The sequence below is a fragment of the Spirosoma migulaei genome (genome assembly GCF_054776855.1).
In genome coordinates this window covers 142,057-155,306 of record NZ_BAAHBG010000031.1, presented here as the reverse complement: position 1 = coordinate 155,306, position 13,250 = coordinate 142,057, and the positions used below count along the sequence as shown (strand labels likewise).

General features: G+C 49.7%; 15 protein-coding genes. 7 read left to right on the top strand and 8 right to left on the bottom strand.

What is annotated here, in order from left to right:
- Nucleotides 1-703: 703 nt before the first annotated feature.
- Nucleotides 704-1,681, bottom strand: coding sequence for a GlxA family transcriptional regulator (locus ACYVGO_RS29625; protein ID WP_460972400.1), 978 nt, complete (start codon nt 1,679-1,681; stop codon nt 704-706).
- A gap of 146 nt (nt 1,682-1,827) precedes the next feature.
- Here ACYVGO_RS29625 and ACYVGO_RS29620 point away from each other — a divergent pair, with 146 nt between their 5' ends.
- The 7 genes from ACYVGO_RS29620 (at nt 1,828) to ACYVGO_RS29590 (ending at nt 6,834) form a co-directional block, all read left to right on the top strand.
- Nucleotides 1,828-2,619, top strand: a complete 792-nt coding sequence (locus tag ACYVGO_RS29620; RefSeq protein ID WP_460972399.1) for an SDR family NAD(P)-dependent oxidoreductase — start codon at nt 1,828-1,830, stop codon at nt 2,617-2,619.
- Nucleotides 2,620-2,691: 72 nt separating this feature from the next.
- Nucleotides 2,692-3,555 carry an SDR family oxidoreductase gene (locus ACYVGO_RS29615; protein WP_460972398.1) on the top strand — a complete coding sequence of 288 codons (864 nt, stop codon included), beginning with the start codon at nt 2,692-2,694 and terminating at the stop codon, nt 3,553-3,555.
- 39 nt (nt 3,556-3,594) lie between these two features.
- Nucleotides 3,595-4,065, top strand: coding sequence for an SRPBCC family protein (locus tag ACYVGO_RS29610; RefSeq protein WP_460972396.1), 471 nt, complete (start codon nt 3,595-3,597; stop codon nt 4,063-4,065).
- A gap of 21 nt (nt 4,066-4,086) precedes the next feature.
- On the top strand, nt 4,087-4,464 hold the full coding sequence (locus ACYVGO_RS29605; RefSeq protein ID WP_460972395.1) for a SnoaL-like domain-containing protein: 378 nt from the start codon (nt 4,087-4,089) through the stop codon (nt 4,462-4,464).
- A gap of 109 nt (nt 4,465-4,573) precedes the next feature.
- On the top strand, nt 4,574-5,359 hold the full coding sequence (locus ACYVGO_RS29600) for an SDR family NAD(P)-dependent oxidoreductase (RefSeq protein WP_460972394.1): 786 nt from the start codon (nt 4,574-4,576) through the stop codon (nt 5,357-5,359).
- Between the two features lie 18 nt (nt 5,360-5,377).
- Complete coding sequence (locus ACYVGO_RS29595) at nt 5,378-6,382, top strand: NmrA family NAD(P)-binding protein (RefSeq protein ID WP_460972393.1); 1,005 nt, start codon at nt 5,378-5,380, stop codon at nt 6,380-6,382.
- Nucleotides 6,382-6,834, top strand: a complete 453-nt coding sequence (locus ACYVGO_RS29590; RefSeq protein WP_460972391.1) for a DUF3291 domain-containing protein — start codon at nt 6,382-6,384, stop codon at nt 6,832-6,834. The genes ACYVGO_RS29595 and ACYVGO_RS29590 overlap by 1 nt, the downstream gene beginning before the upstream one ends.
- 168 nt (nt 6,835-7,002) lie before the next feature.
- On the opposite strand, the gene ACYVGO_RS29585 is transcribed toward ACYVGO_RS29590, so the two are convergent.
- The 7 genes from ACYVGO_RS29585 to ACYVGO_RS29555 form a co-directional block, all read right to left on the bottom strand.
- Nucleotides 7,003-7,794, bottom strand: a complete 792-nt coding sequence (locus ACYVGO_RS29585; protein ID WP_460972390.1) for a DUF1223 domain-containing protein — start codon at nt 7,792-7,794, stop codon at nt 7,003-7,005.
- 90 nt (nt 7,795-7,884) lie between these two features.
- On the bottom strand, nt 7,885-8,688 hold the full coding sequence (locus ACYVGO_RS29580) for a molybdopterin-dependent oxidoreductase (protein WP_460972389.1): 804 nt from the start codon (nt 8,686-8,688) through the stop codon (nt 7,885-7,887).
- Nucleotides 8,669-9,334: a cytochrome b/b6 domain-containing protein gene (locus ACYVGO_RS29575; RefSeq protein WP_460972388.1), complete on the bottom strand. Its 666-nt coding sequence runs from the start codon at nt 9,332-9,334 to the stop codon at nt 8,669-8,671. The genes ACYVGO_RS29580 and ACYVGO_RS29575 overlap by 20 nt, the downstream gene beginning before the upstream one ends.
- Before the next feature lie 69 nt (nt 9,335-9,403).
- Nucleotides 9,404-9,646 (bottom strand): hypothetical protein, encoded by a 243-nt coding sequence (locus tag ACYVGO_RS29570; protein WP_460972387.1) that lies wholly within the window; start codon nt 9,644-9,646, stop codon nt 9,404-9,406.
- Between the two features lie 197 nt (nt 9,647-9,843).
- A complete protein-coding gene (locus tag ACYVGO_RS29565; RefSeq protein ID WP_460972386.1) occupies nt 9,844-11,334 on the bottom strand; it encodes a sensor histidine kinase in 1,491 nt (496 codons plus the stop codon).
- Nucleotides 11,324-12,052, bottom strand: coding sequence for a response regulator transcription factor (locus tag ACYVGO_RS29560; protein ID WP_460972385.1), 729 nt, complete (start codon nt 12,050-12,052; stop codon nt 11,324-11,326). Before ACYVGO_RS29560 ends, ACYVGO_RS29565 begins: the two co-directional genes overlap by 11 nt.
- Before the next feature lie 149 nt (nt 12,053-12,201).
- On the bottom strand, nt 12,202-12,954 hold the full coding sequence (locus ACYVGO_RS29555) for a hypothetical protein (RefSeq protein WP_460972384.1): 753 nt from the start codon (nt 12,952-12,954) through the stop codon (nt 12,202-12,204).
- Nucleotides 12,955-13,250 lie beyond the last annotated feature (296 nt).

Below are 13,250 nucleotides of genomic sequence, written 5' to 3'. Positions count from 1 at the left end.
AGGTGTACTAACTGGCTTCAAAGTACGACTTGTCGTCTTGGAATGAGCTTAGATAAACCTTATAAACTGCTTAGAATAAATCTTTTTGTGGCTGTCACCATGCCATATGCTATTAAATGCATTTGACAGTTATTAAAATCGCAAATCAGCTTCTAAACCGAATCAGAGGTTTTCGTGAGCGATTTTGTTGGCAATTATTTCTCTTGTAAATCATTCATTATCCGCTATATAGTGAGTTAATTAAATGAATTTAATCCCCCCTTATTGACCGAAAGTTGCTGGCTAAGAAGGTGTGTTAGCCTATATATTCATGAATTTGTACATCACGAAAGCAAAACGCTGTGCCATACCCTACACAGGCTTACCAAAGAAGTTTCTGGTAGTTCATGTCAGCATACAGTTGAGAAGTAATGGGCTGATAAAAACACCTCGTTCGTTTATACCATCTGTCAACTCTAAGCCATACACACGGTACGCATTGATGAAAACCAGCGAAACTGCCAGCAATACCAACCTGAAACCGCTCTGGATTTCTATAAGCGGGAAGGAAAATAATGTCTGCCAGATTTGCCAAATCATAATGAAGCCATTCGATAAGATGGGCATCAGGTACCGGTACCGCTAATCTAACGGTGACAATTCTTGGCTTGTCTCTAATCGTGGGATTGATTCCTCTGTGTATAGGCTATCCATAGCGATACTACTATACCGAAGCGGATTCTTTGTTGTATTTCGCTCTGTATTCCAATGGCGATAAGCTGGTTATTTTTTTAAAAACCTCCCTGAACGCTTTGTCGTCCGAATAGCCAACTTCGTCCATCACTTCGACAATTGATTTGCGACCTTTCTCCAGCGACTTTTTAGCGACTTCGATTTTTACCCGCTGCAAATATTCGACGGGTGTGTTGCCCGTGGCTTTGATAAAACGCCGGTCAAAATTGCGTCGGCTGATAGCCAACTCTGAGGCTAATGCCTCAAAGGAGATCTTTACGCCCAGATGTTCTTCGATGTACGTCTGCGCCTGCTCGATCAGGAAATCGCCATGATTTTTCTGGGTTTGAAAAATAAAGAAAGGCGATTGCGAACTGCGCTCCATATCGATCTGAAATAGTTTGGAACAGTAGATAGCCGTCTGTCGATCAAAATATTTTTCGACTAAAAACAGGATCAGGTTCAAAAACGAGTAAGCCCCTCCGTTCGTATAGATGCCTTTCTCAGCCGTAATGAGTTTATCGGCCTGCAAGTTAATTTTGGGGTATAGCTGCCTGAAACTGGCTTCCGCGCTCCAGTGCGTCGAACACAGTCTGCCGTCCATCAAGCCGGTAGCTGCCAGCAAAAACGCCCCGGTGCACATACTCGCAATTTCGGCCCCGCCCAGATACTGCTCCCTGATCCAGCCAATCATTGCTTCGTTCTCCCGGATCAATTGCGCCGAGTAGGGCGCTGATGGAATAATCAACAGATCCGTTTTTTGTATTGTCTGGATATGGATCGGATGCACCGTAACAAATCCGGCATCCAGCTTCAGTTCAGATTCGGTGCTGGCCAGGGTAACCTCCAGCCTGGGTTTGTGGCCCTGCCGCTGCCAGTACGCGTCCGCGCTGGTCAGGATTTCATGCGAACCGGTTATGCTGCTGAGGTTGGCGTTGCCTTTGGGAACCAGGATGGTGACGTGTTTCATGACCCATTTTTTAGGTCAAAACTACGGCTAATTTTTGTCCAGATCAACCCGGAAAAATGTCTAGTTTACACCCTGTCAGGGCGGAACCAAGACACTACTTTTGCCTCATTCCTAGCAAGTAGGATTCAGTAACCTAACGAAAAACGATGTTGTTAACAAACAAAGTAGCTGTTATCTACGGGGCTAGTGGCGCGGTGGGTAGTACCCTCGCCATGACCTTCGCTCGGGAGGGGGCGACGCTTTTCCTGACCGGCCATTCACTGCCTGGGGTGGACGAATTAGCCGCGAAAATTAATGCCGCCGGGGGATCTGCCCAAGCCGCCCAGGTCGATGCGCTGGACGAACGGGCCGTTGAGAGACACCTGATCGGGATGTTCGAACAAGCGGGTAAGCTCGACATTTCATTCAACGCGGTTGGGCTTCGCAACACCACCTTACAGGGCGTTCCACTCACCGATCTGGCGCTCGATCAATTTATGGCACCTATCCAGACCCACGTTCAAGCCAATTTTATCACCGCACGACTGGCCGGACGGCTAATGGCGGCCACAGGATCGGGGGTGATTATGACGGTTACCTCGACGCCTTCCCGGGTAGCCAATCCTCTTATGGGCGGAGTCGCTGTAGCGATGGCTGCCCAGGAAGCGTTGATTCGTGATCTTTCGGTCGAGCTGGGACCGAAAGGCGTTCGGGTGCTGGGGATTCGGACGCATGGCATGCCCGACAGCGGCACCATAAACGAAGTATTCGGCCTTCATGCCAAGGCGTACAACATGACCCGCGAGCAATTTCAGCAGCTAGTTGCCGAGCGGACGCATCGGAAGCGCCTGCCTTCGCTTCAGGAGATGGCCGATGTGGCGGCATTCATGGCGTCTGACAACGCAAGCGCCATGATGGGCACCATGGTAAACATGAGCCTCGGCGCCATTGCCGACTAATCCGTTCCCGTACGTATTGAGCAGAGACCCGAAAAATCGGATACGTCTACCTCATTGATCATTCAAAAAAACATGAACAAAAAAGTTATTTTAATCACCGGTACCAACAGTGGTTTTGGCTGGCTCACGGCCAGGAGTTGCGCGGCTTCAGGGCATCATGTCTACGCGACTATGCGCGAGGTAAACGGCCGAAATGCCAATCGGGCACAGGCGCTGGGGCAACAGAAGGGTATAACCGTGCTGGAAGTCGACGTTACCAGTAGCGCGTCGGTGACCGATGCGGTAGCGACCATCCTTGACAAAGAAGGCCATATCGATGTGCTGATCAATAATGCCGGACTTTACGCGACCGGCATCACGGAAACGTTCACCGACGAGGATTTCGACAACGTCATGGACGTGGATGTAAAAGGTCCCTGGCGCCTGATCCGGGCCGTTTTGCCCCACATGCGCCAGCAGAAAGAAGGGTTAATCATCAATATATCCAGTGTGGCGGGCCGCTTCTCGGTTCCGTTTCAGACCGTGTACAATAGCGCCAAATTTGCCATTGAAGGACTGACCGAAGGGTTGTATTATGAAGTGAGACCGTTGGGGGTGGATGTGGTCATGGTGCAGCCGGGGGCCTTCCCAACGGAGATTTTCGGCAAAATAGTCACCGGTTCAGACGACACGGTCATTGCCGGCTATGGTGATCTGGCCCATGTGCCCGGCCAGATGGGAGCCGGGGTCACTCAACTATTCGACACCCTGAAGCCAGATCCGCAACTGGTTGCCGATGCGCTCCTGAGCCTGATTGACACTCCAGCCGGTGGGCGCCCCTTGCGGACCGTGGTTGACCCCGTCGCTGGTGGCTTTACCGAACAGGCGAACGATTCCCTACAGAAACAGTACGAGCAATTTCTGACCGCTTTCGGCATGCAGGCCATGCTGAACTGAGACTACGCCCATCTGAACAACACAACTTCATATTCCCTCATGATCCCATCTGATTTCACAACGACACTCCTTGTCGACCAATCCCCAGACGAAGTATTTAACACGATCAACGACGTTGACCGGTGGTGGACCAAAAACCTAGACGGTACATCACACCAGTTGAACGATGAATTTACGGTCCATTTTCACGGTATTCATGTATCGACCCAAAAGGTGGTGACGCTTATTCCGGGCCAGAAAATCGAGTGGCTGGTTACGGATAGTAATCTCAGCCGCTTTCAGGACAGACAGGAATGGACGGGCACAACCATCCAGTTCGACATTAGTCCGAAAGGAGACAAAACCGAGCTTCGGTTCACACACGTTGGTTTAGTGCCTGATGTGCAGTGCTATACCTCCTGTACACAAGGCTGGACGTATTTTATTGACGGCAGTTTATCCCGCTTGTTCACTACGGGTCAGGGAAACCCCGGCAAGTTGATGGCCAAAAATGAAATCGCTCAGAATTAAATCAAGCTAAATATAAACCACATGACCCCAGACAAAACACTGTTGACAACCGAGAAGGTTGCAGCACGATTTGACGAACTCGCCCAGCAAGAAAAGTGGTTCGATATTCATGACGAGCTTTTCGCCGATACAGTGAGAAGCATTGAACCCCCAACTTCCCCCTATTTTAAGAGTGCAGCCGGTAAACTCGCCGTTCGCCAAAAGGGAGAAAACTGGGTCAAAAAGGTACTGGATTTTCATGGCGCTTACACGACCCACCCCGTCATTGGCGGCAATCATTTCGCGGTTGGCCGGAGCTTTGATATTACGGTACAGGGGTTTGGCCGGATAAAGATGGAGGAACTCATGGTCTACGAAGTGAAAGACGGAAAGATCGTCGTCGAACAATTCCTCTATTAGAAAATGCCCTGGTGAATATCCGTCCTGAAAGCGATTCGCATCATGGCTAGATGGGCGATCCAGGGCGAACACAAATCATCCCGTGCTGGGTGAAGCACGCAACCTATTTATGAAAGATCTAAACAGTAAAAAAGCAGTCGTTATTGGCGGTAGCCGGGGCACCGGTCGCGCCATCGTCGAGGCCTTTCTAAAGGACGGTGTCGATGTACTTGTGGTAGCAAGAAATCCCGACTCGCTCGTCGAACTTGTCCGCCAATGGCCCAACGTACGTACGCTTCAGGCCGATATGACGGATACAAACACCATTGAAACCGTATTTCAGGACGCTCCCGATGTCGTAATTCTGGCGGGTGGGGCAATGCCACCTTCTCAACCGGTCGTTGACCTGGACTGGGAGACCTTCAGCACGAACTGGAATACCGATGTGAAAGCGGCCTATCTGCTGACCCAATATGCGCTCAAAAGGCCAGCCAAAGCGGGCACCCTGATCCTGTTCTTATCCAGTGGGGCGGCCATCGGTGGCTCACCCATTTCGGGCGGTTATGCGGGTTCCAAGCGGATGCAGATGTTTCTGGCCAATTACGCCCAACTAGCCTCGAATCGAGGGGAGCTTGGCCTGCGCTTCCTGACGCTGGCCCCCTGGCGACTCATGGAAAATACTGGCGTTGGCGATGTTGTCGTGCCTAAATACGCAGCGTTTACGGGTGTTTCGGAAGCAGTTTTCGTGACCGGAATGACCCAGGCGCAAACGAAAGAAGACGTTGCCAACGCCGTTGTGGCCTTCGCCAACCAATGGCCCACCCCTGACGAAGGCAACGTATTTGTGGTGTCAGGCGACGGCGTAGCGACCGAATCAGCCATGGCAAAAGGAGCACCCTTTTGGACAAAACGCTGATCAGTAACCTACCTGAACATGAACAATGAACTGAAATCTGACGGTCGACCGATTGTTGTTCTGGGGGCATCTGGCCGGGTGGGTAGGGTTGTGGCTCATCAACTGCTCAAAGCCAATGTCAGGGTAAGGGCGGTAGCTCGGCATGCCGATAGGCTGAAGGAACTGGCTGAGTTGGGTGATGAACTCTGGCCAGGATCGCTGCTCGATCAGGCGTTTATGAACCGCGTGTTTGCCGGTGCCAAAGCCGCCTTTGTGCTGACGCCCGGCGATACACTCTCGCCCGATCTGCATGACGAACAGCGTCAGTACAACGAGCATATTGTAGAAGCCGTCCGAGCGGCTGGTCTTACCCATGTGGTGTTTCTGAGCAGTTGGGGAGCTGAACTGTCGGACAGGAAAGGCACCATTTACGGCTGTTATCTGATGGAAACCCTGCTGAATAACCTACCCGGTCTCAACGTGGTGCATCTGCGCGCCGTGTGGTTCATGGACAATTTTATCTACAGCATCGGGCTTATCAAAATGGCCGGTATCAATGGCCTTTCCATCGACCCGGATTTTGCTTTTCCCTGTATCGATAGCCGGGACATCGGGCTGGTAGCAGCAGCGTACCTGCAGCAATTAGATTTTTCGGGGAAGACCATCCATTATCTCCAGGGGCCCCGTGACTACACGATGAACGAAGTGACCACCATCCTGGGGGCGTCTATTGGCAGGCCCTCCTTGCGCTACCGGAAGTTTCCGAAAGCCGTCATGATCAACGGTCTGAAAAGCACGGGAACCATATCGGTCAATGTGGCGCAGTTGCTGGCCGAGACCAACGAACGTATTAATTCATCCAGCGTTCATGGCGAGCCCCGCACGGCGCACAACACAACCCCAACGGCGCTGGAGGAATTTGCCCGCCAAAAATTCGAACCTGCGTATCTTGAGGCTCCGTCAGCAACGTTGCTCCAGAAAATTCAGGGTGCTTTTCTGCGGATTTATCTGTCTATTTCAAAAGCTGCCTTATTACTGACATAATGAATTACCACCTGGCCGAGATTAACATGGCCAAAATGAGGGGAGTAACCATAGACGACCCCGTTATGAACGAGTTTGCCGACAATCTGGACCGGGTGAATGCGCTGGCTGAAAACAGCGCGGGTTTTGTGTGGAGGCTCAACGACGAATCAAATAATGCAACATGCATCAGCCCGTTCGACGATGAGCAGGTCATCATTAATATGTCGGTCTGGGAGAACCTGGAAAGCCTCAAAACGTTTACCTACAAAACCGTTCATACTGATTTTTTGAAACGTCGAAGTGAGTGGTTTCACCGGTTCGGCAGGGTGTATCTGGCCCTGTGGTGGGTACCCGCCGGGCATCTACCCACCGTGCCCGAAGCGGTTGATAAACTGGCGTATCTCCAGGAAAATGGCGCTACCGAACTGGCTTTTGACTTCAAAAAGACCTATGCCCCGCCTGGCCACTAGCCTCTCCATTTGTAAGCCTTGCCGCAGCTCGTTTGTTTACGTTCACGTTTGCGTACTATGTACTCTGGGACGCTGATCTGGCAAAAAAACCACCTGGTCGTAGGCTGAATCAATCCTATGCAGATACATTGATCGAGTCATAGGTAATTCAGTAGTGAATGCTTCTTTTTAGTTCAATAGATCCACCTTTGTAGCTCCCCGAACAGCCAGCGTTTGCTGAGACTGTACGTAAACCACTATAGCCCCGTTGTGAGCGTCAAAGTCGCTGGGCAATGTAAATGAAACGTTCCCTTTCGTTATCGCCGGAATCGTCTGAAAAGCACGTACTACGTTGTCGTGTATTAGTTTACGTCCGGCGTTTTCTCCTCGCTGCACTGTCGTTTCAGTCGTTTTACTCACCAAGGCTACGTTAAGAACTGCGTTAGAAAACTCACCTTCCAGTTGATACGTAACGGTCAGACGGTTATCCTTAATTGGGCTGGTAGATAGTTGAACTTTTGCTGTTGCGGGCGTACTCAGGGCTGTCTTTAGTAAGCTGATTTGTTTACTGCGATTAGAGCCGACAAACTCCTGCTGACCATTAAGCACTTCCTGAGGAGTATATACGCCATTCTGATTGAAATGTTCGCTGTACTGATATTGTCGCTTCGTAAATGCATGACTGCTGAACGGATCTTTCCATCCCAGCCTATCCCAGTAATCGACGTGGAAAGAGAGGCCAACAATATTTTTATTTGTCTTTACAGCATCTGCCAGTGTTTCCGTTAGCAGTCGGTCGGCAGAGGGGCAACTTGAGCAACCTTGCGAGGTAAATAATTCCAGTACAGCAACAGGTTCATACGATGCTTTGGTGGCATTTTCTTCTTTATGCGAAAGCGGTTGTATGGACACCGGTAAGGTCAGGTGGGGTAATAGCAGTGAAAAGCCACCGACGATCAATAGTTGAATTAAAAAATTCATACGAAGGAATGTTTACTGGATTATGTGAAATGATGCATTGACTTCCAATTACTTACCCTTAATTATTTCACATTGTTCATGAGTCTTTTTTTACAAACCCAGGTAATAATCGTAACCGTTTTCGGCCCAATAGTCAGGGGGGCGCTCATCGGCGAAGCGAATGGTGCCGATGCGTTTGAGGTTCTTCACCCCATATTTGACCGGAATAATTAATCGAATGGGTGCCCCGCGCTCGGCGGTGATGGGCTGTCCATTCATCTCGAAGGCTAATATTGTTTGTGGATGCAACACGCTGGGCATATCTATTCCCACGTAATAGCCGCCATCTGGGGTTTCCATCCCGACGTACTGATAGAAGTCATCCAGCGCGTCAACAGATGGGGCATTGCCGCTACGGATACCAAGACTGTAATGCGTCATGAAATCAGCAAATTTAACCCCGCCCCAATGCTGAATCTGGCTCCACCCTTCAATGCACTTAAAATTAAAAACCAGCTCGTGCTTTGGTAGTTTTTTCAATTCGTCGATGCTGACCTTAAGCGGCTTACGACCCGGCTGCTCAATCGTCATCTGGTATCCATCCAAATCTACTTCGCTTTCCAATCCTTCCATACCATTCGTCCGGGGTGGATTAGCCCCTTGGTCGGCCAGGTAGGTTGGCGCCAGATGCGTGGGACTGAAATAGATATTAGCTACGTTCCCATTGGTATTTAGTGCTTTTCGTAGCACAGCCGGAATACCATCAGCCTCTGGCTGGCGCTTTACCCACTGCCAAACACCCACTGGTACTAAACTGGCCAGCCCAAACCCCAACATGGCTTTGAGCGTTTGACGGCGTATCTGACCATCGGTCGTTAGCTCCTCACGCAGCGGTTTATGATTTAGTAAGTTCATGTTTTCGCTCAAAACCGGTGATCATACTCTGAAAGTTGGCCCAGCCCGCCAGGATAACCTGTACAATATGAATGACGAAAAACAGGACATAGCCAATCGTCAGACCAAAATGAATCAGGCGGGCCGTTTCATAGCCGCCCATCAACCAGGTAGGCCAGCTCAACTGTATCGGCTTGTAAATAGCATATCCTGTTAGGGTCGATCCGGCACCCATAACTATGATCGCCGAGTAGGCTATACGCTGAGCGGCATTGTATTTGGCCTGCGGAGGAGTCGTTTTTCGGATGTGAAGGTCGTGTAGTACCACCAGCCAGGCCTCACGGAAGGAGTGCCGGTTGGGCATTAGTAGTCGCCATTCGCCCGACAAAAATGTATAGCCAACGTATAGGATACCATTGGTTATGAACAGCCATTGAAACACAAAATGCCACGCTTGTCTCTCCGCCAGCCGCGACGGAAGATTGAGCCACGCATAAAACCAGTCGGGAAAAAACTTAATAAGCTCGGTATTCCCAACAACGATCTTATAGGGATCATAGGCCCAATAAATTAACAGGCCACTCCAGGTCATGACAAACAGAATCGGAAAGTTGCTCCAGTGAAACCAGCGAATGGCTAAAGGATGTTTGTGAACAATACGAGGCATATGCTGAGGGTGAAGGAATAAAATCGGGCGTGGACAGACAATGCCAAACCCGACTTTTGGCCGAGGAGTCTATCGCTGATTCGATTTCATTTTATCGTCCTTCATTTTGTCCTTCTTCATTTTGTCCTTCTTCATTTTACCCTTTTTCATCTTACCGTCCTGCATTTTGTCGTCCATCATCTTATCGTCTTTCATTTTGTCATCCTTCATTTTGTCGGATTTCATTGACATCTTTTTTTCTTTGCTCATTTTATCATCCTGAGCAAAAACGGCTGTTGACAGGCTAAGCGCAGCTATAACCAGCAGGGTCATTAATTTTTTCTTGAGTAAACGAATGATTAGTAACGTAACATCTCCCGGAACAGGAAACCAACTGAGATCCTAACCCACATACAGTCAGGCAGTTCATAACGGAAAACGACAACCTTTCCCGAAAGGTTATCACGAAATCCTAACATTTTGGGTGCAGGCTCTGCTAACGTATTACTTCATCAAACGTTGGTGATCCGTTAAGCAGATGGCTGGTATACTGGCAGTGAAAAGGTGAACCGAATGGTCTGGGTTGTCGGCTGGTTAGCAACAAGCTGGGAATGATGTAAGTCCAGAATTTTTCGAACAATAACCAATCCCAGCCCAGCACCTGTGGGCCGCTCGGCCAGATTACCGTCGGGCGAACTACCCAGCAGATACGCGCGGATTGGGTCAGTCAGGCCAGCCATGGCGTTGTCGATGTGTACAGTCAGAGTTGTCGGTTCCTGAACTAATTCAATTCGGACAAAGGTGTCGGAGGGGGCATACCGAATGGCGTTTTCGATGAGGTTCTGGATCACCCTCTCAAGCATACCCACGTCGGCGAAACAAGGCGTTGATAGCTGACAATTTTCGCACGTAAACGCAATCTGTTTATGCTGAGCCAGCAGCCGACATTTAGCGAATACTTCCATGACCAGTTCCGCCAGAACAAACGGCTCGCGGTGAGGCACGGTTTCGTGGGCTTCGAGTTTGGACAACTCGAAGAGTTCGGCCACTAGTTTGATGAGTTTCCGCGTGCTTTGCAGAATAATACCCGCGTACTCCTTTTTTTGATCCTCAGGGAGTGTATTTTTTAAAACCAGGGTTTCGGAATACCCATGAATAGCGGCCAGGGGTGTTCGTAAGTCGTGGGAGACAGTAGCAACCAAATTTCGACGTAGTTGCTCTGCCTGCTGAAGCTGGTCGATATTTCGGGTGAGCGTTTCGGCCATGTTATTGAACGTATCGGCTAAAACCGCCAGTTCGCTGGCTGGTTCGACCCGGATTCGCGTTGAGAAATCGCCCATCTGAAATTGCTGAACGCGCTCAATGACGTGTCTAAGATTTTTCGTCAGTCGATATACCGCTAGTAAGCCAATGGCTAAAGCCGCCAGCAGGGTAATCAGCAACGTGCCCACGCCCCACTGGATTACATAATTCTGGCGAAGAAGTCCCATCACCGACCCATAAACACTACTGGTCAGAATGACATATACGTAGCCCTGTAACCGGCCATTTCGGAAAACACTGGCTGCTGAGAAGATCGTTTGCTTCTGCTCATCCCTGGGATTATCGCCCTTAATGTAGATTGCTCCCTCGTTCTGAATGTATTCTCGAACGGGAGCTATATCGACCTGATGGCGCTTAATCTGCCCATCATCAGCGTGGTAGAGTTCAACCCGCCCCAGTGAATCCAGCAGGTATACCTCCACGCTAGGGTTGGTAACCATTGCCTGAAAGAAAATGGCTTCAGCGCCTTTGCGGTTGACGCCTTCCTGATTAAAGGGAGCCATAAATTTAACAATGTGGGCAGCGACTTCCCGGTTAAGCCGCTGATGAGTAGCCTCAAAATAGCGATTGACTAACGTGACCGTCAGGTAGCCGTACACGGTTGCCAGCAAACCCAACATCAGCAGAAACGTAAGGGCCAGTTGGCTGAACAGGCTGAACCGGTGCCGGCTGACAGTAGGATATGGCTTAGGATTCATCGGGCTGTTGCTGGGACTGCGTATCGGCAAAACGGTACCCTACCCCCCAGGCGGTTAGAATGTATATGGGTTGAGCAAACGAGGGCTCTATCTTACTACGAAGTCGGTTGACATGCGCGGTTACCGTATGTTCGTAGCCGGCAAATGTATAGCCCCAAACGGTGCTGAGTAATTCTTTACGACTGTAACTTTTGCCCGGATGTTGAGCTAGCAATACCAGCAAATCGAATTCTTTAGGCGTTAAGTCAATGCGGTTACCCCGTAGCGTGACGTAGCGTTTATCAAGATCGATGAACAGGTCTTTGTACCTATAAATCGTCGGTTCCTGAGCGGCAGGATTATCGGCTGAACTTCGTTCATTACGACGTAACAGTGCCTTGATTCGGGCTAATAGTTCATGTTGACCAAACGGTTTTATGAGGTAATCATCGGCTCCTGCCTCCAGTCCGGCTACGATGTCATGTTCGTCCGATTTGGCTGTGAGCATCAGAATAGGCGTTTGCGTATCAAAGGATCTGATCTCCTGGCACAACCGCACACCGTCGGAACCGGGTAACATAACGTCCAGAATACAAACGTCAAACGGTTGCTGTTTGAAGAGTTGCAGGCCATCAGCACCTGACGAGGTAGCCGTTAACGTCCCGGGTAAATCGGAAAGGTATACCTTTACCAGACCGACAATAGCCGGATCGTCTTCAATCATCAGCACCTGTTTCATTCATAAGAAAGGGTTACGACCGGAAATTGGTCAAAATCGGCTTATTTTCTTAGTAGACCAATAACTACCTGAAAACGTTAGACTTCTGTGATAACTTCCCGAATGAATGGTCGGCTCAGGGTACGTGGTTGCCCGACGTAGTAAACAGATCAAAATTGATAGGAAGCGGCCAGCAATCCCTGAACGTTTCCACTGCGAAACCGGTCGTTATTGAACATCAGTTTACGTAGCGTCGTAAATTCATTAACGGTATAACTCACCCCAGTACGCAAGCTGATTCGGTTGGCGAATCGATAGCGCATATACCCTTCAGAGTTCAGGCTACCCCGGTCGCTTTGGTCTCCTAGCAGGATATTGAATGGGGTCAGTTTTGCCTCCTGTACGGTGCCACTCAGCGTTGATTTCGCTGGACTATTGGCCCTGAACCTACCCTGCTGATTGGGGCCGAGCGTAAACCCAATCAGGTCAATATTGAAGCCAATATCTACGCGGTGGCTAATGGCGTATTCCTGGTTCAGGCTGATGTTCAGTGAATTTGCCTGCGTACTGGGCACATCCAACGTATCGAGGTTGTCGATCAGGTTCTTACTAAATAAGCCAAGTACACTCCCATGACCCGGCCCTTTGACCAGGCTTGACGGCGCTGTTTTATACTCGGTATCCCGTCCAGCAGCCGCGGTCAACCGCAGTCCGTATCCAACCCGGAAGCGATGTGATCGACCTATTCCGTGCAGGCGATTAATGGAAAGCGCCAGCGTCGAATAGGTGCCGTTCGTGGCGAATCCCAGATCGATACGCTGTGTAATGCGGGCGTAATCAGGCACGTCTGTTTCCGTCGACTGCGCACGGATTGACACCGGCATTAGCACACTAATAAACGAAAAGATCCAGATTTTGCTCATGCTGCTTATAGGTCTATTCCCATACTAATTAGGTCGTCAAGCAGTGGTGGCCAATGACGGAAGGAAGCTGTTCTATAAAATCCTGTAGAGCCCGCTGATGTTATCACAGAATGATAACATTTAGCCCTATAGTAGAATATACCTATTCGACCCCTCGTCAAATCTATTTTTAAAGGATTGTAAATGTTATACTTATGTGATAACTTATCAAAGAGGCAGTTGGTTTTTTCCGTGATATAACGCATAAATAGTTCGTGTCTTCATAGTCATATAGAACTACAAACGGACCATTAAAC